This window comes from Ralstonia sp. Ralssp110 (genome assembly GCF_047325135.1).
In the GTDB taxonomy this organism is placed as follows: Bacteria; Pseudomonadota; Gammaproteobacteria; order Burkholderiales; family Burkholderiaceae; genus Ralstonia; species Ralstonia mojiangensis.
In genome coordinates, this window is record NZ_CP168609.1 from 1,706,283 (window position 1) to 1,728,033 (window position 21,751).

Genomic DNA, 21,751 nt, shown 5'->3' on the forward strand with positions numbered 1-21,751 from the left:
GGGTGGCCCGTGCGCGTGCGCGACTACGCGGGTGCGTAGACGGGACAACACGCCGGGCCTGCGCTCAGCCGGGGCCCGGCGCCTGATGCGCCGGCACGATGATGAGGTTCTGCCCGATGTGAATCAGATTGGGATTGGCAATCTGGTTCAGTCGCGCAACCTCGTCGATCACGACCTGCAATTCCCGATACGTCGGGCCGACCACGATCGTGCCTCGGTCCGCCTCGTTGCGCAGGATGCGCGAGAGCGATTCTCCGGCCAGCACATCGTGCGTGACTGCGGGCACAAGGTGCGTCAGCGGTGCGGGCGGCACGGGGGGCGGGGGCGGCACCACCGGCGTGTGCGGCGGTGGCTGTGCAGGGCCGGTCTGCTGCGGCGGTTGATTCGGCTGCGTGGGTTGTGCTCCTTGCACCGAGTTGACCCAGGCCGAGATCAGCGCGGTCGTCTCCGCCAGCACAGTGAGCCCCGCGCCGGCACGAAGCACCCCTGGCATGAAATTCGGTGCGACCTCCTTGAGCGTCGACATCAGGTAGATCGCCGAACCGCCCACCGATACGGCCCCCGCCACGCTAGGCGCATGCGTCAGCGCAGAGGCGATCGTTCCAACGGACGACAGCGTGTACGAACCATGAACCAGCGAGCGGACAACATCGCTGTTGCCGTAGTCGAAACCACGGCGGAAGCTGTAGCGCAGCAGCCCGTGGTAGAACGCGTTGAGCGTGCTGCCGGCCATCATGGTGATGGCCAGCGCCGGCGGTGCAAAGCCCTCCAGCATCATGCCGCCCCACGCGCCGATGCTCACCACGCCGCCCACCGTGGATGCCAGACGCCCCAGCTGGCCCAAGCGCACGCCAGAGTGCATGAAATGCATCTGGGATGCGGGCAGGCCGAGGTAGCCGTCCACGAGTTCCAGGCAGGTGGAAGTGACGCGCGCGATGTGGATATCGCGCTCTTCCTCGCTGAGCCGGGGCTTTGCACCGGCTTTGGCCCGGTCGCGCAGCATGCCGATCGCGGCGAGCGTCTCTTCCATCACCGCGCGAATGTGGGGCAGGCGCTCGGGTGAAACGTCTCGCGCCTTGGCGTAGCGCTCAATGCCTGCGTAGTACGCGATGAGCTTGTTCTCGATCATCGCGGTATCACCACGCTTGATGCTCGCGCTCAGGATGGTCCGCCAGTCCTGTGCGGTACGTCCGAAGGCGGGCAGCGCGCGGGCCAACGAGGCCGAGTCCCGCAAGTCGATTTTGCCGAGGCTGACGAGCAGGGCGGAGAGGGCCGCGCCCCCTACGCCGGCGGCGACAGCCTTGCCGATCTGCAGCAGTGCCCGCTGGTTGAGCGCCCCATCGGAAGACGGCGTATCGGTGCGCTTGAACAGCTTGGGCGGAGCGTGCATTGGGCCGTAGCCCAGGGCACGCAGCATGGCGTCGGCCCGGTCCGTGGCCAACGGGATAGGCGGCAGGCCACCTGGATCCTGATAGCGCGCAGGATCCAGTTCCGGGTCGGTCATCAGGCTGTCCCAGTCGGTTGGCTGGGCGTGGCGCCCTGGCTCTATTGGCGGCTCATAGCGATTCCGCACGTCTTTGCCATAAGCATCCAGCCAGCGTTGGGCGTGTGCTTCTGCACGCGGGTTGGACTGCACGCCGATTTTGTCCCGGTTCGCTCGCACCCATTGGATCGTGCTGTACTTGGCTTGTTCGACGCGGTGCGTCGTGTTGCCCGCGAACAGCGCGTAGCGCACCTGTTCGAGTGTGGGGGACAGGTTGCGTTCCTTGATCAGGCCGTGTATCGCTTCCATCAGTGGTTCGTAGACGATGGCCATGTCCTGCTTGGTCAAACGGTTCAGTGGCCGCCCGAGTGCAGCATCGAGGTGAATGCGCTTCCAGTTCTCGTTCTCGAGGACCAACTCGGCCGTGGCCCGCGTCAGTTCCGGCGAACGTGTGTAATCCGCAGTGCCGTCCAGCGCGATGTGAACGTCCCTCATGTAAGCACTTTCCAGGAGCGTGCGTGCCACCTTGAGCGAGGCAATACCTTCGACCGGATCCAGCACGTTGTCATTACCGGTTCCGAAGACATTGACCGAGGGATGCTTTCCGGGGTTTTTGTGCATCCACGCTTCATAGGCTTTGCCAAAGCGCACCATATTGATGGGGCGGTTGGGGCCCGGTACCGGGCGCCCATCGGTGCCGACACGCATGTTGGCTGGGTCCATCCACAGCGTAACCTGCGCGCCCGTCTTGGCAGAGAAGTCCAGCATCTTGTTGACGGAGTCCTGGTTCAACCAGTCCAGCGCAACGACCATCACACCGTCCTTGTTGACCAGCCCGCCGACGTTCTCATTGAATGAGAGATCGCCGTGTGTGCGCGTTGCCTCCTGCCACAGGCGACGCACGTGCGGCAGCGGACGCCCTAGGCCGGCAGCCGACAACATGCTTTCTGCTGCCACCACCCGGATCGCGGTGATCACGCCGATGTTTTTGCAGAGCAACGCCTCGCCATCGGTTTTGATATTCGAGGGGGAGATGGTGCGCGCGGCCAGCGTGATCCAGTCCTGTTCCTCATGTGGCAGGTTGAGGTACGCACGTGCGGCCCGACGATCGGCCGTACTGGCCACGCTGAAGTGTTGGGCGAGGCTTCGGCGGGCGCGTACAGGCCGGCGATTGATCTCGCCGGTCACGCCGGAGTTTTGGGCAGGGTTGCTCTGGTCTGCATGACGCAGCTTGCGGAATGCGTTCTCCAGCAGCTTGAGCGCTGTCTGCTCGCGCAGCAGACCCACGGTGGGGTAGTCGCGCATCACGAACAACGATTCCTTGAAGGTGCGCCGGACGCGCGAACCCCACGAAATCTTGCTGTTCTGGCGGGAGCGTTTCGTGATGGCGGCGAACCCCCGGGCGTCGGCGTCACGGATTCCGCGCTCTGTGATCTTGCTGCCCTCTTTGCCTGCGGTACCCACGATGGAACTGAACTCCGGTCGCACCGATGCCTTATCCGATGCGGCGAGCGGTAGGCCGCGATAGGTGCGTTTCGAGCCAAGGTCCTGGACGGTTGGGCACTTCGCCACATCAGCAGGCTTGCGCTGACTGACCACGAACAATCTGTCAGGGGTGTACGACGTGTTGTCGGTCATGGGTTGCGGATCGGTAACAAATTCGCCCTTGTCCGCATCCAGCGCGCGCCACGACGGCACACCTTTTTCGTCAAACACAACCTGCCCGCGCAGTACGGGCTCACCGTCTTTTTCGCGCGTGAACGCGTAGGTGAATTGCTGTGTGCTATCCAGCGCGCCATGACGGTGTGCCATGGCGAGCAGATGGAAGTTCTCGCCCGAGACATGCAGCGCGCGCCCTCTTGCCACGCGCTCTGCGGCCGTGCGCATCGGTATGCGGGCGAGTATGCGGCGTGGGCCTGCAATGGCGCTGACGGCGGCGCGGGCGGGCAGGTCTGCCAAATGCCGCGAGACGCGCTTGAACTTGCTGAGCGGTTTATCCGGTGGCACCGGATGGGTGGCCGGGCTTGGGCTGGCCTCGCCGGAGGACGACGCCGGTTGCGATGCAGACGGACCGCCGCCACTGTCGAGCGCGATGACGTCCGGATCGCCCGGCATTTCGTCGGGCGGTGTTTCTCGGGTTGCCTGTAGTGTTCGTGGCTCGGATGACACCTCGGTAGGCGCTACGTAAGGCGTTTCTTCGGAAGGCGGCCACGCACGGCCATTCGGTTCCAGCGTCCAACCCGGTCGGCGCGAAGCGGAAAACGCCGGGTCATCCGACCGTTTGGGCACCACGCGGCAATCCGGGTTATGGATTTGCGAGCGGTCGATGGCGTGTTCCGTCGAGAACACCGGATTCGGCATCGCTTCGGAAAGGCGCTGGCCCAGCGGCAGACCCTTGTCGACCATCAGCACGACCGGGACGGTTTCCGGACGCTCGAACCTCTTTTCCGACAGGCGCTCCTGGATCAGATCCGTCAACTCCTTCGCGGAAAAGATCGATGGCTGGGTCTCCCCGCGCTGATCATGAACGCCGTCAAGCCAGATGGCGTTTGAATCGCCATCGAACAGCTTGCCCTCGATGATCAGCACATCGTCCGGCAAGGCGTATCGCGCGCCGCCGCTTGCTGGCGCGCCGATGTCGGCCACGCGTGGTGTGATCATCTTCGGAGGCACCGGCGCGTCGGCACCATCCTTTGCGGTGTAGAGGACGATGCGGCCCTCGCTAAAGTCTTCATGCACCGTGCGTATACGTTCGCTGACCGCCTTGCCGGTCTCCGGGTCTTTCACCATGCCGCCAAACAGCGGCGCGCGCTGCCCATCCAAGCCAAACACGCGCACGTTGTCACGCTTGAGCAGAAAGGCGAGCCAGCGTGCCACTTCCGGCATGACCGCACCGCCATGCTGGAGCGCAACGAAGAACCCGGGGGCCTCCATCTCGGGATTCATCTCCAGCACGCGCCGCAGCGTGAGTTGCGCATTGGGGCCGTCAGCGTCGGGCGTATGCGTCGTGCCTTCAAAACGGATCCGATCAAACGGTGTGTCGATCAGCGCGCGAGCAATGTCGAACGGCGTGAGGAGGGCATTGTCCGCGCTGTTGACGATGGGGCCGTGCCCGTCGAACGCAGCGCCAACCATGCCCTTCGGAAAGTGCATGTTGTCGTGGAAGACCGTGCTCGCGTTGATGAGCAGGGGTTGCGCGGGCAAGTCGTCCCAAGCGGTGCAGTCGTAGGCGGGCCGCCCGTTGACGAGGACCGAGGGCGTAGCGGGATCCGGCGTGCCTTTGGCATGGAGGGTCAGTGAAACGGAGCGAGGTTTGCCGAGCGCGGGCATGGCAGGAACATGCCCGCTGTAGCGCGGCTTCGGATGGGCGACAACATTGCGCAGCGCAGCGGCAACACGAGTCTCCAGCACAGAAGCCGGCAGCTCCGCGTTGAGCAGTGAAAGAATCTCGTTGCACGCGTGTGCAAACAGTCGCTCATTGGCTGCATCCGTCACATGCGATATGGGCGAGGGCACTCGGCGTTCTAACGGATCGTCGACTGTTCTGTAGGCCCCCGAGGGTGTGCCATGTTGTGCAAGATTGTTGGCAGCCCTGATCTGGTCGTGGGCGCCCTTGAGCAGCGCCATTGTTGAATGGCCGTCTGGAAAAAGCGGCTCATCGCCGTCACGCACCATGCCCAGGCGCTGCCTCACCTGTTCGTAGAGCGTATCGGTACGAGAAACGATGGGTAGCGCAATGACCCCGTGCGTCTGGCCATCGAAATGGGCGTTGATGACTCGCCGGCGGCCGCCTTCTGCGCTGTCGGAACGTTGTAGCCAATCGATCCCGTCCTGGCCGTGCACGCGGATACCGGGGCCAGTATCGGCCTCAAGACCGGCGGCGCTGCGGTACTGACGGATGCGGTTACCCAGTTCGTTCGACAGAGTGACCAGCAACGGGGGCACCGTCCCCGAATAGGCATCGCAGCCGAGCACGACGATGTTGCTGGTCGTCTCCATGCTGAAGGTTGGGTCGTCCCACACGCGTTCGGCCAGCGCGACACCGTCCAGTCGCACCTGTAGCCCGTGATCGGACTGTCGCATTGGCAAGCCGGCGGGGATGTTCGCGATGGCCCCGTAGGCCGATTCCACATCGAGCCAGATGCCGTGGTGTTGCACCTCGCCGGCGATCACATAGGCCGACGTAATACCGCTCTTGCCCGGTGCCGGGCTGCCATACGGAATCGGCACGTCGGTGGGTACGCCGCTCAGGTTGGCGCGGCGCTGCGGGAAGTGCAGCAGGAACGGCGCGGAGTCCGGAAACTCCGGATCGATCAGGTTGATATGGGGCGTGTCGGCACTGGCGGCACGGTAGACGTTCGGCAGGAATGCGAGGCTGCCGTCGTACGGTTGCATGGGGCCGTCGGGGTTGTAGTTCAGCTCGATCCTTGGCCCCCCCTGGCCGGCGGTTGCAGAGGGAATATAGCCAAGTACTTTGCTGGCGGGCTGCACGCTTGCCACTGGTAGGCCGTCGGCGACGGGCCTGCCGTTCTCTGTGCGCCGCCCGGCCACGGGCTCGTCCGACACGCGCAAGTTGCCCAGCGGGAGCAGGTAGAGATACTCGTCCGGCTCCATGTGCATCAGCAAGCCGAAGGCCGTTACGTTGCGATGGATCTGCCGCGCATCCAGGCCATGCTGCTGCACTTCTTCGGGCGTGGCGCGGGAGACGACCATCCCCATGCCCGTGTGCGGTTCACCGCCGTACAGATACAGCCGGTTGATCTCCTCGTGCAGGTCGTCGAGGATGGCAGCACGCTCCCCAGCCGGAACACGTGCGTCGGCCAGGTCCTCGAAATGCAGCCCGGGCGTGCCATAACGCCGCGAGCGATCGCTGGGAAGCACCTCCGGTTCGGTATGGGCAGCCTTGTCGTGCTGGTTGCCATCGAGCTGGATCACGTTGCCGCTCAAGGCCGCGACGGGTACCGCGGTGTTGGCGAGCACGGCAGCCTCATCGTGCATGACGGCTAGCTGGCCGAAAGTCTCTACTGCCGGCGCGTCAAACAGGCGGCGGATGAGCGCCTCCCGCAGATGATCCAAGGCATCTACGCCGAGTTTTTCGACGATCGGGTGCAGAGCCTCTCCCGACTTGGGCGTCAATGCGTCGAGCTGATCGAGCCACTTGTCGGCGACGGCCGCCTGCTCCGCGTTCATCGGCGCGTACGTTGTGCCGACCGCGTTGCCGTTGCGCCGCGCGACCTTGCGCAGCATGAGCGCCTCGCCCGGCTGTTCGATCATGCCTGCGGCCAGGAAGCCGAAGGTCTGGCCGATGGCGACGGCGCGCTGCTGGTGCGTCATCTGGTTCCATTGCGCGCCGGTCTGGATCATGTTCCAGCCCATGCCGGCCATCGATCCGTATTTGGCGACCTTGAACAGCGGCGTGCGGCCCACGTCTTCTGCAAAGGTGTTGACCTCGTCCGCAAAGCCCTTGACGGGGCGTGCGGCCATCCAGCGTTCGAGCGCGCGGGCGTCGTCGGCGGTGCGGCCGATCATGCCCACCCGGCCGATCTTGCCAAGCGTGCCGATGCCATCGGTGGCGGTCATGAGCAGGGCAAAGCCGGCATCGGCCCAGGCCGCGGCGTTGTCGGGGTGTTCCAGCACGCGGACGGCGGCTTCGCTCGTTTGCATGGCACCGATGGCGAACATCGTGCCGCGCGCGGCCATCGCCAGCAGCACCATCTCGGGCGCGGCAAAGGGTGCCGCCACCATCGACACCACGGCCGCGCTGATCATGATCGCTGTCTCGGGCGTGAGCCACGGCTCGTGGCCGGTCTCGTGCGTGGCCACCAGCGCCATGGCGTTGCCCTGGTCGTCAAAGGTTGCCTGCCCGCCCACGAGATACGACACCTGCCCGATGCCGAAATCGTTGTTGCTGACCCAGTCGCTCCAGCTGTCGTACACGCGGGTCTTGTGGGCCTTGTCGGTGCTGGCGCTGACGTAGCGGTCGTGGCCGTCGCGGCGCACGTCGAGCAGCACGGATTGCTGCGGGTCGTTGCTGCCTTCGGCCAGCACAAAGGTGAGCCCGGTGACGGTGACGGGGCCGGTGTCGCCGCCGCCGGCCTGCCACGCTGCACGGGCGAGGTCGTCGAGCGTGGTGCCGCTGCCGTCCTGGTTGCGGTAGACGAGCTGGTTGGGGTCGTAGTAGCGGAATGTGCCGTCATGCACGGCCTGCCAGTCGGCCGCGGTGACGGGCGTGCGCGCACTGATGCCGGCCTGCTGGCCGACGTAGTCGCTGAAATCGGAAAACGTGGCGAAGCTGCGCGGTGCCAGGCCGCTGGCCTTGGCCAGTTGCTGGAATTCGGACGAGAAGGACTGGTTGACCTTGGCGGCGGGGCTGTCGTCCGATGCGGCTTCGCCCTTGGCATCCTGGAGCGCCATGTTCATCGGATCGACCACGCGGTCGGTCGGCGCAATGCCAGCGGCCGCTTGCGTCATGGCGCCGGCCTTGTCGCGGTAGCTGTAACCGTTGAGCGCAGAGAGGAACAGTTTGGGCGGTGCCCCGGCTTCCAGCGCCTTGCTGATGGTCGGCATCAGGTTCATGTCCACGCTCAGCATGCCGGCCTGGGTGCCGCCGTAATCCGACAGCACGGGCTTGTCGCCGGTCAGGCGCTGCTGGAATGCGTGGACAAGGCGGCCGTAGCCATCCACGAGTGCATTCTCGCCATTGCCCAAGATAAGTCCGCCGTTGAACAGCCGATTGCCGATGCGCGCGAGGTTGCGGTAGTAATCCACGGCCTTCTGGTCGCGAGGGTGGTTTGCGATCCAGTTCATCATCGCCGAGGGCGGCTTGCCGCCGGGCGGATCGATAACCGCATAGAGCCGCGCCATCAGGTTGGGCGTGGTGGCCAGGCTGTCGAGCAGGTCTGCGGTGCGCGCGATGCCGTCGGCCGGCGGCAGCGTGGTGGTGAGCCGAGCGGTTTCGTCCACCATGTGCTGCACGGTCGGGTCGTTCTCCACGGCGTTCTGGATGGCGTGGTCGAAATCCACCGGCAGATACGACGACAGCATGTGGCTCATCTGGTCCAGCGCCTTGATGCGGTTTTGCGGCTCGCCACGCATGGGGTCGATGACGGTGTTCACCACGTTCTGCCGCATGTGCTGGATGCGGCTGTCGCCGAGGATGGCGTCGCGTACGGTATTGCCGCCCGGCGCGTTGCCCATGGCTGCCGTGTATTGCTTGAGCGCTTCCAGCCCCTTGTATTCGGGGGCCTCCGCGCCCTGGCCCGGCGGCGTGCTGCGCATGGTGTTGTCCACCAGCTCCGTCACGATGGCCGCCTGCAGGTAGGTGCCTGACAACTGCGGGACCTGCGCATCGTGATGCTGGTAGAGCTGTTGCACGGCGGCCTGCAGATCGTTCTGGTAGACGCCGTTCAGGCCATAACGCAGCAGATCGTCGCCGGGAATCTGCGGATACGTGTCCTTGAGTTCCTGAGCGATGGCCTTGTTGTAAGCAGTGGTGGCGGTGGCCAGTGCCTGGTTGGCGCTCGTCACGTCGCCATGGCTATCGGCGGCTTGCTTCTGCCGGATCTGCGCTTGCGTGAGGTCGTTCCACGCCTGGTCGGTCTGGTGTCGATCGGCCTGCAGTGCTGGGGAATCCTCCTGCACCGGCGTGGCGTCCAGCATCTGATGGATGGCCGGTGCCGGTGTGTCCGCAAACAGGTGCAGGTTGCTGACCTGCCCGATGGCATCGTCGGTGCGCTGGTTTGCATCGATATGCGGGTCTTCGGGCTTGAGCTGTTCTTGCGCCGCTGTTGCTGCGGTCTGGAATGCCGTCGGGTCGACGTGCGCGCCGGCCTGCAGCCGCGTGAGGATGGCCGCGTATTGCAGCGGGTCCACGCCCGGTGCCAGCGTGCTGCCATTGCCCGGCAGGTTGCTGAGCATCTTGCCGGTGATCTGCTGGATCTGCGTTGGATTGATCGATGCAGGAACGGGCACCTGTGCGGGCTTGTCGGGCGCCTTGCCGGCCAGTTCCTTGAGCAGGATGTTGCGGGTGCCACCTTCGAACAGGCCTTCCACCCGGCTATTGAGCTTGCCCGCCTGGCCGTCGCGGCCGATCTGGTCCGCCACCTTGAACATCAGGGTCGGATCAGCACCTTTGTCGACGAGTTGCTTGATGCCAAACGTTTCACCCGCAGTGTCCAGATGGTTGCCGGTGTAGTCGAGCAGCGGGTCGTTCTCCAGCCGATGCGCGAGCGATTGCGCCAGCCGATCGTTCAACTCCTGCCCGCTGGGCGAGTAGCTGGTCTTGCGCGCCCCCTGCAGGCGCTGGCTGATGAACATCAGGTCATTGAGCAGCGCGTCGTGTTTTGCAGCAGGGTCCGAACCGCGGACTGACTGGTTCGTGAGTGTCTCCAGCGGCTGCTGGTCGACCAGCATGGCGAGCAGTTCCGGCGCGTTTGCATCGGGCCGCGTGATGGCCTGGGCGATGTTCTTCAGATCGTCGGCGGAGCTGCCGCGCGCGTGGTTGGCGATGTCACGCGTGCGCGTGTCGCCGAGTGTGAAGTTGAGGACGTCCGGCGTGGCGTGGTTGACGTCCAGGTCGCCGGCGAGCGAGCGCATGGCGGCCGCGTAGTCCTGCTTCGGTCCATTGGTGGCCTTGTTTGCGCGGTCGATGGCGGCATCTGCGCAGGCCGAGGCGAACAGCGTGTCGGCGTTGGTTTTATCGTGCGCGCTCTGCAGCAGTGCCAGCGCTTCGGCAAACTGCTTGGAGTCGGCGCTGTTGTACGGCGTGTTGTGCGCCTGCGTATAGAGCGCGGCCATTTCGGCGCTCACGGCCTGGTTCAGCGCAGTCGGGTTGCCGGCCTGCTTCAGCTTGCCGAGCTGGTCGATCGTGGCCTTGTGCGCGTCTTCGGCCGCCTTTTGCCGTTGCGCGGCAGCTGCCTGTTCCTGGGCGCGGGCATAGGCGGCCTGCGCTTCGCGTTGCGCCTCGAGAACGCTATCCGGGGGTTTGATGCCGTCTGGCCAGTTCGGTCCCATGCACGCCGTTCCTAGATGAACAGTGGGTGCGCTCGGAGCATCTGCAACGCACGCCACACCGGTTCATGCTGGGGCCGCGCCGCATGCCACACAACGCCGACTTTCCGTAAGGGCGCCTGCGCTGTTGGCACAAAGCCGCCCTGGAATACGGTGCCATATGCGTGCCGCGCCGCTCGAGTGTCCGCTTGCGTGCGCGCTTGAACGCCGCCTGCTAGAACGCCAGTTGCTCCAGCGCCGCTTCGATCAGTTGCACGCGGTTGCGCACGCCAAACACCCCACGCAGGCGCCGCAGGTGGTAATCGACGTTGTGCACGGGGATGTCGAGCTGGCTGGCGATCTCCTTGTCGCGCATGCCTCGGGCCAGGCACTCCAGCACGCGCTTCTGTGTTTGCGAAATGCTCCGGCCCATGCCGAGCAGCGTGCGCGACATGCTCGTGTAGTCAGAGATGAACTGGTGGATGCCAAGTGCCAGCACCAGCGCCCGACCGGTGACCGCATCCGACATCCAGCGCCGGCCCGGCACGCTTGATGTCAGACTGATCACGGCACGTGTGCCGTGCTGTGCGCCGGGCAGTGCGATGAACACACCGCTGCTGACGCCGGATTCCAGCGACATCTCGATGAACGCGCGCTTGCGTTCGGCGTCCTGCTCGGCGTGGGCGGCGCGACGCAGGTCATCGGCCTCCCAGATCATCGGCATGCCGCTGCGCGTCACCCATTCGCGACGCGGGTCCACTTCAAAGAAACGTTCTTCAAAGTAGCGGCGGGCCCAGTCTTCATCCGTGTAGCTCACCAGGCAGGTGCGGGCCGTCGAGCGGGCGTTGAGTGCGCGCGCAGTGGCATAGACCATCGAGTCGAAGCCCATGTCGAACAGCAGATGGCGCACGAGCATCTTGCGTTCGGCGGCGCTTGTGCAGGAAAGCAGTTCAACCAGCAGGTTGACGGTGCCACGTGGTGGCTCGTCGGGGCGCCAGACGGTCAACTCTTCTTCGGTAAAGAAGCGGACGTGGGATTGGATGGGCGGTTGTTCGGTGGCCAGTTCGAAATCCGGTAGGGCGGAATCGAACCGAAGGGTGGACGTGCGGTCCAGGTCTTGCGTATGCAAGAGGTCCATGCGTGGCTCCGGCGGATGTTTTGATTGTGCAAACGATCCCCCAACGATGCCCTTGCGGGCTGCCGTTCGTGATATGCGATGCGCGGGTCCCGACAACCGATGCTGCTGCGCATTGCCATGGTCTTTTGACCGACCGCCCAGTCCGGGAAAACGCAGTTCTGGGGCGCGTTTCGGCGGGGCGGCGACGACAATGCGTACATTGAAACTTGGCCGCCCATGTGCCGTCCACGTCCGCTTGGGACACAGAACGGACCGCTGCGGTCCGATGTGCAGCGTGAAGGGATAGACGGTGCGCGGATCAGCCGCCGGTCTGGCTCGCACCGGTAGCCCAGCGCAGTGTCTCGGCAACTTCGCGGAAGAGCGTTCGGTCAATGGCGGCGTCGAGCTGAACGTGCTCGTAGAGCTTGCTTGCGAGCCCCGGGTTGCCGTGCGTCTGAATGAGCCGCGCTTCGGCCAGCTTGCGGATGCGCTCTGCCATCTCGCCTTCTCCGCGTGCCACCACCACGGGCAGCGTGCCCTGGCCGCCGTACCACAGCGCTACGGCGTATTGCGGCGAGTACACGACCACCACGGCCAGCTGGATGCGGTCGGGCAGGGCGCTCCACTGCGCCTCGCGGGCAAGCTGGCGCCGCCGGGCACGCAGGTGCGGGTCGCCTTCGTTCTCGCGGTACTCGCGGCGGATTTCTTCGGTCGTCATGCGCGCTTCCTTCAGGTATTGCGCGCGCACCACCATGTAATCGGCAGCGGCCAGCACCAGCAGCATGATGGCCACGCAAGACAGCAGCACGAGCACCACGTGCGCTCCCACGTGCAGGATCTGCGCAGGCGACTGCCGTCCGGCCGAGAGCAACGCATCGATGGCACCCGCGCCCACGACAAACAGGATGCCGAGCAGGCAGAGCACTTTCAGCACCATCAGCCCGAGCCCCGCCAGATTGCGCATCGAAAACATGCGTGTCAGGCCATTGGCCGGGTTGAGCCGAGAGAGATCGGGTGACACTTTTGCCAGACTCATTAGCGCGCCAACTTGTGCGAATGCCGTGAAGGCTGCGATTACGCCGCTCAACGCAATGATGCCGATGGCCAGCCCTGCCGCATGCAGCACCATGTCAGTCACGAGCGGGCCGATGAGCTTGCCCGGCTCGGGCGCTGCCAGCACGCGGCCCAGGGCCGCAAGGCCTGCGCGGATGCTGTCCATCCACAGCGCGGGCGTAAGCGACAGCGCGCCCACCATGCATGTAAAGACGAGCGCGGACACCACCTCCTGACTGCGCACCACTTCGCCGCGTTTGCGGCGGTCTTCCAGGCGCTTGCGTGTGGGCTGGTGCGGCTTGTCGCTCATGGTCCGGCAGCCGGAAAGCCGAGCAGCTGCAACAGGCCGCGCATGCCGCTGTCGGTGTCGATGAACTGACGCAGGGCGTCATACAGGAACTGCAGGAACAGCACCATCATCAGCATCGCCAGACCGCTCTTGATGGGCTGCGAAAACATGAAGATGTTCAACTGCGGCACCGACCGGCTGATCGCGCTCAGGCCAATCTCCACCACGAGCAACAGCAGCACGATGGGCGCGGCCAGCTTGACCGTCCACGTCATAATGGAATCGGCTTCTCGGATGGCGAACTGATCCAGCGCCACATGCACATCGGGCAGCAGCGCCTGCACGGGCCACACGCGGTAAGACTCGAACAGCGCACCGAGCACGACGTGCAGGCCGCCGCCTGTCAGGAACAGCGTGATGGCGAGAAAGCCCAGGAAGCTGGCGGTCGGGCCGCTCTCCTGCCCCGACAGCGGATCGAAGAACGTGGCGTTGCCCGTGCCGGTCTGGAAGTCGATCAGGTAACCAACGTTCTGCACGGCCCACAGCATGGCCGAGGCGCCCATGGCGAGCAGCAGCCCCAGCGCTGCTTCCTTGATCAACAGCAGCATCCAGATGACCGGCGTCTGCTCGCCCAGCACGCTCAGCGGCACCAGCGGCGAAATGAACATCGCCACCACGGCAATCAGGCCGTTGCGCACCAGGCCCGTGAGCATGCGCTCGCCAAACACGGGCAAGACGAAGAACATCGGCAACAGGCGCGGCAGCACCAGCGTGACGCTGTGCCCCGTTTCCATCCAGCCACTAAAGGACGGAGTCATGTTGCGGGCGGCTCCTCGGCATCGGCAAGGCTGAGTGCGCGTGCGTAGGCCAGGGCGTTGTGGTCGTCGAGCTGGTCTTCAGCGCGCAGTTCGGCGCGGGCGGCGCTCCGGGCGCTGGCGCGCTCGGCCAGGTGCTGGATGCGGCTGCGTGCGGCTTCCGCGCGGCCGAAGGCGGTGCGTGCTTCCTGCAACTTCGTCTGGCCGCTTTGCAGCGATTGGCGTTGCTCTTGTAGCGTCGTCTGCACGTTGGCCACGATGTGCCGGAGCCTGGCCTGCTCGTAATGCGCAATCGCCAGCATGTCCACAGACAAGGCTTGGTCTTGCGGTGCCGCATCGAGCAGCCTGGCGCGCTGGTGGCGGAAGTCGGTCTGTGTGCGGATGGATTGCAGCGACGCATTGACGGTCGCCTCCGCATCGCGCACGACGTGGGCTGCCTGCAGCGTGCGCGCCAGTGCCTTGCGGCGGCGGATGTCACGCACGCGGCGCAGGATGGCCAGTGTCGTGTCCATAGCGTTCTACCAATTGGCGGGCTTGGGCCAGCACGTCGTCAAAGCCAACGCGCTCGTCGGTGCGCTGGGCAAAGAACTTGCGCAGGGCGTCGCGGGCGGCAACGGCGCGGTCGACATCCGGATCGCTGCCCGGCTTGTATTCGCCAATCTGCAACAGCAGTTCGATCTCCTGATAGCGGGCGAGCCATCGTCTGAGCTGGCTGGCGGTATCCATGTGCTCGGCGTCGGCCACGTTGGGCATGACGCGGCTGATGCTTGTCAGCAGGTCGATTGGCGGATATTGCCCCTCGGTGGCCAGCTTGCGCGTGAGCACGATGTGACCGTCGACGATGGAGCGCACTTCTTCGGCAATCGGATCGGACTCTTCCTCGCCCTCCACCAGCACCGTGTAGAACGCGGTGATGGAGCCTTTGGCGCCGGGGCCAGCACGTTCCAGCAGGCGCGGCAGCATGGCAAAGGTGGAAGGCGGAAAGCTGCGCCGTGCGGGTGGCTCGCCGCTGGCAAGGCCGACCTCGCGTTGCGCACGGGCAAAACGCGTGAGCGAATCCATGAGCAGCAGCACGCTTTGCCCCTGGTCGCGGAAATACTCGGCGATGGCGGTGGCGACAAATGCAGACTTGACGCGCTCCATGGCGGGGCGGTCGGAGGTGGACACCACCAGCACCGTGCGCGCGCGCGCCTGTTTGGGCAGATGGTGCTCGATGAACTCGCGCACCTCGCGTCCGCGTTCGCCAATCAGGGCGACCACGTTCACATCGGCACTGGCGCCGCGCGCGATCATGCCGAGCAGCGTGCTCTTGCCCACACCGGCAGGCGCCAGAATGCCCACGCGCTGGCCCACGCCCACGGTAAGCAGTGCATCGATGGCGCGTACGCCAGTGGCAAGCGGCCTGTCGACCAGTTGACGGTCGAGCGGGTTAGGTGGCGCGCCGTACGCGCTGGCCCGTGTGACTGCTGCTACGGGCCCAGCGCTGTCCAGCGGCTGGCCGAAGCCGTCGAGCACGCGGCCGAGCAGCGCCGGGCCGACCGGGAAACTGTGATCGCGCCCCGTGGGAATGACGGCCGTGGCAGCCGAGAGGCCGCTGGTTTCGCCAAGCGGTGTGAGCAAGGTGCCCGAGCGCGAAAAGCCCACCACCTCGGCCAGCGTGTCTGGCGTGCCGGGCGTGCGCAGCTCGCAAATTTCGCCCAGCCGCGCTTGCAGGCCGGAGGCGCTGAGCAGCAGCCCAACGGCACGTGTGACGCGGCCTTGCGTCTGGATCGGCGCAAAGCGATCAAGCGCCTGCGAGAGTTCGGCCTCCAGCGCTTGCGCATCAAATACTCCACCCAATGCGCGGCTCCAGTCCGGCAACGCGCCCTGCGAGTCAGGCGAGGTCATCGGCCGTCTCCCGTCAGCGCTTTACGCAGCGCGGCGAGCTGGCTGTCGACGCCCGCATCGATGGTGCCCGAGGGTGTCTGCACGGAGCAGTCGCCGTAGCGCAGGGCCGGATCGCCCGTCACGCGGATGGTGCGCCGCTCCAGGTGGTCGCCCGGCAGCGCCGCAAGGATCTCTTGCATCATGTGCACGCGCCCCGGGTGCACGCGGATGTGCAGATACGTCTCGTCCTGCAGATACTGCGCGATGCGCTTGGCGGCGCTCAGCATGATGGCGCGTGGGTCGGCGTCGGCCACGATCTCGGAGACGGCGCGCACCACCAGTTCTGCCATCTTGCCGCGCGTAGCCTGCAGCATGGCGGCGGCCTGCAGCACCGTGGCGTAGGTGGATTGCGCGGCCTCGGTACGCCCAGCCTGGAAGCCATCGTCGTAGCCGAGCTGACGCTGTTCGGCGTACTGCCGCTTGGCTTCGGCCTCGTGGCGCTTGCGGTCGGCCTGTGCAGCGCCTAGCAGCGCTTCGGCGTCGACCAGCGCGGTGTACTCGCGCTCTTTGAGCACCTTGCGCTCGCTGAGGATTTGCAGATGTTCGCTGCTGATCAGAAAAGCCAGTCCCATGCCGGTAGCTGTTCAGGAATGAAGCAAAGGAAAACGAGGTCGGCCACTTGCTGCCACTGTTGCGCGTTCAGCGTGTAAGGCGCGCGCTCGAACGCTGCGCGCGCGAACGTCAGTGCCAGGCGCTGGCCGTGCTCGGGTGCCGCGCGCATCGTCAGGTCGATCAGCAGGCGGGCTCCACGCTCCTGCAAGACATCGATGACCTGGCGCGGCGCGTTGGCATAGGCCGACAGGCTTTCCGCCACCGCATCGAAGGCGGCCGCATGCTGCAGGGCCGATTCCATCAGCGGCCTGCCCAGCGCCAGGTGAAGCACGCGCGTGAGGCGCTTGCCCGCCGTGTCTTCAATCCACGCCCGGTGCAGGACGATGCCGCAGGCGGTGGACAGTTGCGCCAGCGCCTGACGCGGCAGCAGGCACAGCCGCGCCTCGCGCGAGTCGACGCACTCGATGAAGCCATCCAGGGCGGGCTCGTGTCGGCGCAATTCCTGCATCAGCACGCGCCGGCCTTGCGGGCCAAAGCGATCCCAGTTGCGAAAGCGCGCCGGCCATTCCGCGGGCAGCCAGCTCGGGTGCAGCACGCGGTCAAAGTGCAGATTCCATGCGCACAGCAGACGTGCCAGGCGGGCGCTGTCGGGCGTGAGCATGCCGGAGGCCGTCATCGCCGTGCTCAGCCGGCCTGGTCGCCGTCATTGGCAAACTGCCCTGCACGTCGCCCACCCAGGCCACGTGATCCGGGCCAGCGAGGCTCCCAGCCGCGGCGCAATGCCGTGGCGAGTACCGCCAGCACGCCCAGCACAATCAGCACACCCACCAGCCAGACCAGCGGATTGCGTGCATTGATCAGCAGGTACGGCGACGTGGCCGCGCGGGCGCGGCGTTCGTTGGCACCCAGATCGGTGCCCTGCAGCACGAGCGAGACGTTGTCGTAATTCAGCCCCTCGATGCTGTGCGCGACGAGGTCTTTAACCATGGGTGTCATGGCGCGCAGGTTCACGCCCTCGCGGTACTTGATGTAGACCGCGGCAGAGGATGGCCGCACCTTGTCGGACAGCGGATCGTTCTCGGGAATCACCACGTGCACGCGCGCGGTGACCACGCCGTCCATGGCCTGCAACGTGCGCGACAGCTCTTCCGACATGCCGTAGAGATAGCGCACGCGCTCTTCCGCCGGGGTCGCGACCAGGCCCTGCTTGCGGAAGATCTCGCCTAGGCGCGCGAGCGGCTCGCGCGGCAGACCTTGCGCGCGCAGCACGTCAAGCGCCGGCCCCATGTCGGAGTCATCGACCAGCACTTGCCAGCCGCGCTCGTCCACGGCTTCCTTGCGCGCGCCGATGCCGGCATTGCTGAGTGCGGACAGCACTTCGTTGGCCTGCGGCTCGCCGAGGTTGGAGACGAGTTCCTTGTCGCAGCTGCAGAGGAGCAGGGCGGCGGCGCATGCGAGCACGATGCTGCAGACGCGCCGCCGTATTGCGGTTCCGGTTTCCATGCGTGATTACTGGTCCGAGTTGTGCAGCATCGACTTGAGCGTGTTCGTGGCGCCTGTCGCCAGTCCGAAGTTCATCTGCTCTTCAGACAGGGCCATGGCAATTGCGTATGACGCGCTATTGCTTGCGGCGTAGATTTCGCGCAGATCGTCGCTTTCCGCCATGGTCTGGTTTGCCCTTGCAATGGTCTTGTCGAGGTTCTCGAAACGCGAGGACACGCTTTTTCCCTGTCGGAAGAGGTCTTCCACCCAGGCGGGCCGTTGCGCTGAAGTGGTGTGGGTCGCGCCATTGACCAAAGGACTGGACTGAATGGGTCCGTTGACAGTACCGATCATGTGGCTATGAAATTCCTGTGCGGCTGCCTGCTGGCTCTGCGTTGCCGCAGGGGCGGCGCCGAGGCCCGCCGTGGGCGTTGCCTGCAGAGACGCGCCGGCGGCCTGCAAAGCAGATAGGGCAATGGTGTCCATGACGTGGCTCCTGCGCTGTGTGACAGCGCGTTCCCGGTTAAGCGGAGGAAAGGGAGAAAGATGACGGAGCCATCCTTCTCCGGTTCGGACGTCAACGCGGCGCCGAGCCATCCCGCAAGAGCTGCTCCTGCTGCTTCGAGGTGTTTTGAATCAGCTCGCAGTAGCCCGTGTTGGCTGTGGACTTTGCATTGAGCGCGGCAAACATCGCCTGGCTTTGCATCGATTGGTTGATGGCAGCGGCCGCATCGTCCGGTGAAGAAGGAATGCCGGAATTGCCGCCAATGGGTGTTAAGCCTGATGAGTTCTGTCCACTCATAGTTGACTCCTGTCGGTTTTGTTGAGAAAGAAGCGCCTCGGATTGAGGCAGGTTTCACCCAGCCCGCCCATGTAGGGCGCGCCTGGTAAGAACGGGTTTGGTCTTGGCCATGCCACAGCTTGTCTTCACGGTGACTGGGCTCCCGCAGGTGCCGCGCTCGCTGAGGCCGACGGGGTGTCTGCAGTCCCCGAGGCTGTAGATGCAGCGCTGCCGCTCGCCACCTGCAAATCCACACCCCCACCCTGGATCGGCCGCACAAACGCCGTCCCGCCGTGGTCGAACGTCACGCCCGTGGTCGAGATCTGCCGGATCACGTCGCCGTCGGGCATGCGGGACCCCTCGAAGTAATGCTGCCCGTCGCGCGTGGTGACAAAGCGCATGCCGTCTTCATCGGCATACACGCCCACGATGCTGCTCTTGGCAATGTCCGCGTTCTGGCCCACCTCGACGGGGCCGCCGTCCTTGTACTGCACGTTGTCCACCACCTCGATGGCGGGGCGCGCGTCCCGCGCAAATACGCGCAGGTGGTCGCGCACCCGGTAATCGTTTGTCTCGCCGGACACGATCACGCGGCCGTGTCCGGCGTATTCCACTTTCAGGTGCCCATCGCTCACGAACTGCTGCGCGGTGGCGAGCAGATCGCCCACCACATAGATCTCGCCCAGCGTTAGCTTGGGGATACGCGCGGCACGCTCCCCGATCGTCTTGCGGTCGGCCTGCGTTTCGACGTACCCACTTGCTTGATACGTGCCATCGCTCATCGGGGCCACTACGATTTCACGTGGATTGCCCAGCGCCTGTTGAATCTGCGCGATGCGCTCGGTGGTGGATCCGCTGCGAAAGCGGAACTCACCGCGAATGGCCAGCACCGCTGCCAGCAGCGTGATCATGGCCAGGACACACCACAGCGCCACCAGCGCGGGCGCGGCGCGGGATCCACGCCCGCGCAGAAAACGTCCGACGCCCGCCATGTCGATGAGCCAGCGCACGCCGCGTTCGCGCGCAGGCGCGGGCGGCTCCTGTGCTGCCACCGCGGGGCCGCCGATGCGCTCGACACCAAAGCGGATTGGCCCCAGGTCCACCGCATCGCTGGGTGATAGCGTGCGCCGCACGCCCTGCGGCAGCGGTGTGCCGCCCAGTTGCACGGGCGTGGCCTCCGCGCCGGCGGGCGTGTCTGCCACGTTGCGCACGGCCACGGCAATGTCGCCCACTTCCAGGCACAGGTGGCGGCCTGCCACGGCGCGGTCCGGCAGGATCACATCGCAATCGGCCGACGAGCCGACCCAGTTCTGCCCGCGCTTGAGCGGCATCGACCGCCCATACAGCGGCCCGCTCAGGAAGCGCAGGCTCCACGGCGATTTAGGCAGCGAGGCGGTCGGTTGCATACGGCGTCTTCAGCAGAGTGGCGACGGGGCGCGGCGCCTGCGCGGCGGGTTGGTCTGCCGCCGGCGGTGTGGGCACCGGCGGCGCCGGTGGGGCGGGTGGTGCGTCACTGCTCGGCACCGGTAGCGGGCGGGGCGCATTCGGGCCTTCCATCGGTTGCGGGAAGGCGGGCACATCCGCCTCCGCGAATGGCGTGGTGGCCAGTCGCGGCGTCAGCAGATAGAAGCGCTCCATGTGCTTGCCCGACTTGGTCGTGTACTTGAACAGGTTGCCCAGGATGGGGATGTCCGACAGCAGGGGCACGCCGCTCTTCGTAAAGCGCTGTTCGTCTGCGTTGAAGCCGGCAATCAGCAGGCTCTTGCCTTCCTCCACCATGGCCTGCGTGACGATGGCGCGCTGCTGGATCACGGGCAGGTTCTGCACGGTGTCTTGCGTGACGTTGCCGTCGTCGATGCTGATACTGAGCATCACGCTCTTGTTGCCGTTTTCATCCACCACCAGCGGCGTGACCTTCACGCTGGTGCCGGCCTGCACCGTATAGAGCGACGAATCCTGAAAGCCGCTGACCGGGATGTAGAACTGCGTGAGGTTTTCCAGGATGGCCTCGGTGTTGTCGAGCGCCAGCACCTTCGGTTTAGCCTGCGTCTGGGCGTTGCCGTTCTGTGTCAGGGCGTTGATGCGCGCCAGTAGGTAGTTGCGAAGGCTGCCGCCAATGGAAGCGGTCAGCGCAATGCCGTTTGGCGTGCTCGGCCCGGTCGAGCCCTGCTCGGTGCTGCCCACGCTGAAGGTGAGCGGCGGGTTCTGCCCATTGCCCGATTGGAAGTCGCCGTGCGTGGTGTGCAGGCGCCAATCCACGCCCAGGCTGTCGAGCGAATCGGCGCTGATGTCGATGATGGTCAGGCTGATTTCCACCAGGCGCGGGCGGATGTCCAGCGAAGAGATCACCTTCTGATACTGCGCCAGCCGCTCGGGCAAATCGCGGATCACCACCGAGTTGATGCCCGGGTCTGGCTCGATGCGCGGCAGGTCCGGCCCGGGGCCGTTCGACGCCAGCAGCGGCGGGCCGGAATCTGCCGGCGGCTCTGTGTAGTTGCTGGTGTCGATGCGCGGGATGCTCAGCATGGCGCCCTGGCCGAGCTTGACCTGCCGTGTGGCACTGCCCAGGCGCGGCGCCGCGCTGGTGCTCGACGTGCTTGAGCCTTGCCCATAGAGGCGCCGCAGGATGGTCGCAATGCCGGGCACGGTTACGGAGCGGCCCGAGCGGTTGACCTGGAAGTCGGTCGCCCACGCATATTTGAGCGGGAAGGCGCGAATCTCCGCACGCTCGCCGGAATGCGCGCCGTCCCCTACGCTGGAGATCGACTGTTTGACCAGTTCGACATAGCGGCGCGGGCCGGACACATACACCGTGCTGTCCTTGTCGCTCACCAGCAGCGGAAAACGTTTGTCGGTGATCTGCATGGACTGCAGCACCTGGCCGACCTGCTCGGCGCTGCCCTTCGGGATGGGAAAGACCTGCGTCTGTGCCTCTTCTGCGCGGTCGATGTAGAGGAACGAGCCGTCGTAGTACCACGTCAGCCCGTAGGTGGCGCACACCGTATTGAGCGTGCTGGCGGGCGAGCCCGAGAAGCGTCCGCTGATGGTCGCGTCGATCTTGCTGTCGACCACGGCGGTGACGCCCTGTGCCGCTGCAAGCTCGCGCAGGAAGTCCGTCAGCCGCTTGTTCTCGGCCACGATCTGGTAAGGGCGATTGCGCCAGTGCAGCTCGGCCGCGGCAGCCGAGGAGGACAAGTCGACGGTACAGCAGGCCAGCAGTGCGGCGAGGCACAGGAGACGGTGCGGGTTCACGAAAAGGTGCTCA

At 65.5% G+C, this 21,751-nt stretch carries 13 protein-coding genes; all 13 read right to left on the bottom strand.

Annotation, left to right across the window (positions count from 1 at the left end; genetic code table 11):
- Positions 1 to 64: 64 nt before the first annotated feature.
- On the bottom strand, positions 65 to 10,495 hold the full coding sequence (locus ACEN9T_RS08225) for a LysM peptidoglycan-binding domain-containing protein (protein ID WP_413706065.1): 10,431 nt from the start codon (positions 10,493 to 10,495) through the stop codon (positions 65 to 67).
- 211 nt (positions 10,496 to 10,706) lie between these two features.
- Entirely contained in the window at positions 10,707 to 11,609 is a 903-nt protein-coding gene (locus tag ACEN9T_RS08230) for a helix-turn-helix transcriptional regulator (RefSeq protein WP_175537130.1), read from the bottom strand.
- Between the two features lie 298 nt (positions 11,610 to 11,907).
- Entirely contained in the window at positions 11,908 to 12,951 is a 1,044-nt protein-coding gene (locus tag ACEN9T_RS08235; protein WP_092972187.1) for an EscU/YscU/HrcU family type III secretion system export apparatus switch protein, read from the bottom strand.
- Positions 12,948 to 13,748, bottom strand: coding sequence for a type III secretion system export apparatus subunit SctT (sctT, locus tag ACEN9T_RS08240; protein WP_413706066.1), 801 nt, complete (start codon positions 13,746 to 13,748; stop codon positions 12,948 to 12,950). Before sctT ends, ACEN9T_RS08235 begins: the two co-directional genes overlap by 4 nt.
- Positions 13,745 to 14,257, bottom strand: coding sequence for a hypothetical protein (locus ACEN9T_RS08245; RefSeq protein ID WP_092972185.1), 513 nt, complete (start codon positions 14,255 to 14,257; stop codon positions 13,745 to 13,747). The genes sctT and ACEN9T_RS08245 overlap by 4 nt, the downstream gene beginning before the upstream one ends.
- On the bottom strand, positions 14,220 to 15,632 hold the full coding sequence (gene sctN / locus ACEN9T_RS08250) for a type III secretion system ATPase SctN (protein ID WP_092972184.1): 1,413 nt from the start codon (positions 15,630 to 15,632) through the stop codon (positions 14,220 to 14,222). The genes ACEN9T_RS08245 and sctN overlap by 38 nt, the downstream gene beginning before the upstream one ends.
- Entirely contained in the window at positions 15,629 to 16,243 is a 615-nt protein-coding gene (gene sctL, locus ACEN9T_RS08255; RefSeq protein WP_092972183.1) for a type III secretion system stator protein SctL, read from the bottom strand. The genes sctN and sctL overlap by 4 nt, the downstream gene beginning before the upstream one ends.
- A complete protein-coding gene (locus ACEN9T_RS08260; protein ID WP_413706067.1) occupies positions 16,225 to 16,899 on the bottom strand; it encodes a bcscK in 675 nt (224 codons plus the stop codon). The genes sctL and ACEN9T_RS08260 overlap by 19 nt, the downstream gene beginning before the upstream one ends.
- Positions 16,900 to 16,907: 8 nt before the next feature.
- The gene (gene sctJ / locus ACEN9T_RS08265) at positions 16,908 to 17,726 is read right to left on the bottom strand and encodes a type III secretion system inner membrane ring lipoprotein SctJ (protein ID WP_413706068.1); all 819 of its coding nucleotides are present in this window, start codon (positions 17,724 to 17,726) and stop codon (positions 16,908 to 16,910) included.
- Between the two features lie 6 nt (positions 17,727 to 17,732).
- Positions 17,733 to 18,191, bottom strand: a complete 459-nt coding sequence (locus tag ACEN9T_RS08270; RefSeq protein ID WP_413706069.1) for a hypothetical protein — start codon at positions 18,189 to 18,191, stop codon at positions 17,733 to 17,735.
- A gap of 91 nt (positions 18,192 to 18,282) precedes the next feature.
- Positions 18,283 to 18,507, bottom strand: coding sequence for a hypothetical protein (locus tag ACEN9T_RS08275; RefSeq protein WP_413706070.1), 225 nt, complete (start codon positions 18,505 to 18,507; stop codon positions 18,283 to 18,285).
- Between the two features lie 125 nt (positions 18,508 to 18,632).
- Positions 18,633 to 19,892: an FHA domain-containing protein gene (locus tag ACEN9T_RS08280; protein WP_413706071.1), complete on the bottom strand. Its 1,260-nt coding sequence runs from the start codon at positions 19,890 to 19,892 to the stop codon at positions 18,633 to 18,635.
- Positions 19,867 to 21,738 (bottom strand): type III secretion system outer membrane ring subunit SctC, encoded by a 1,872-nt coding sequence (sctC, locus tag ACEN9T_RS08285; protein ID WP_413706072.1) that lies wholly within the window; start codon positions 21,736 to 21,738, stop codon positions 19,867 to 19,869. The genes ACEN9T_RS08280 and sctC overlap by 26 nt, the downstream gene beginning before the upstream one ends.
- Positions 21,739 to 21,751: the final 13 nt, after the last annotated feature.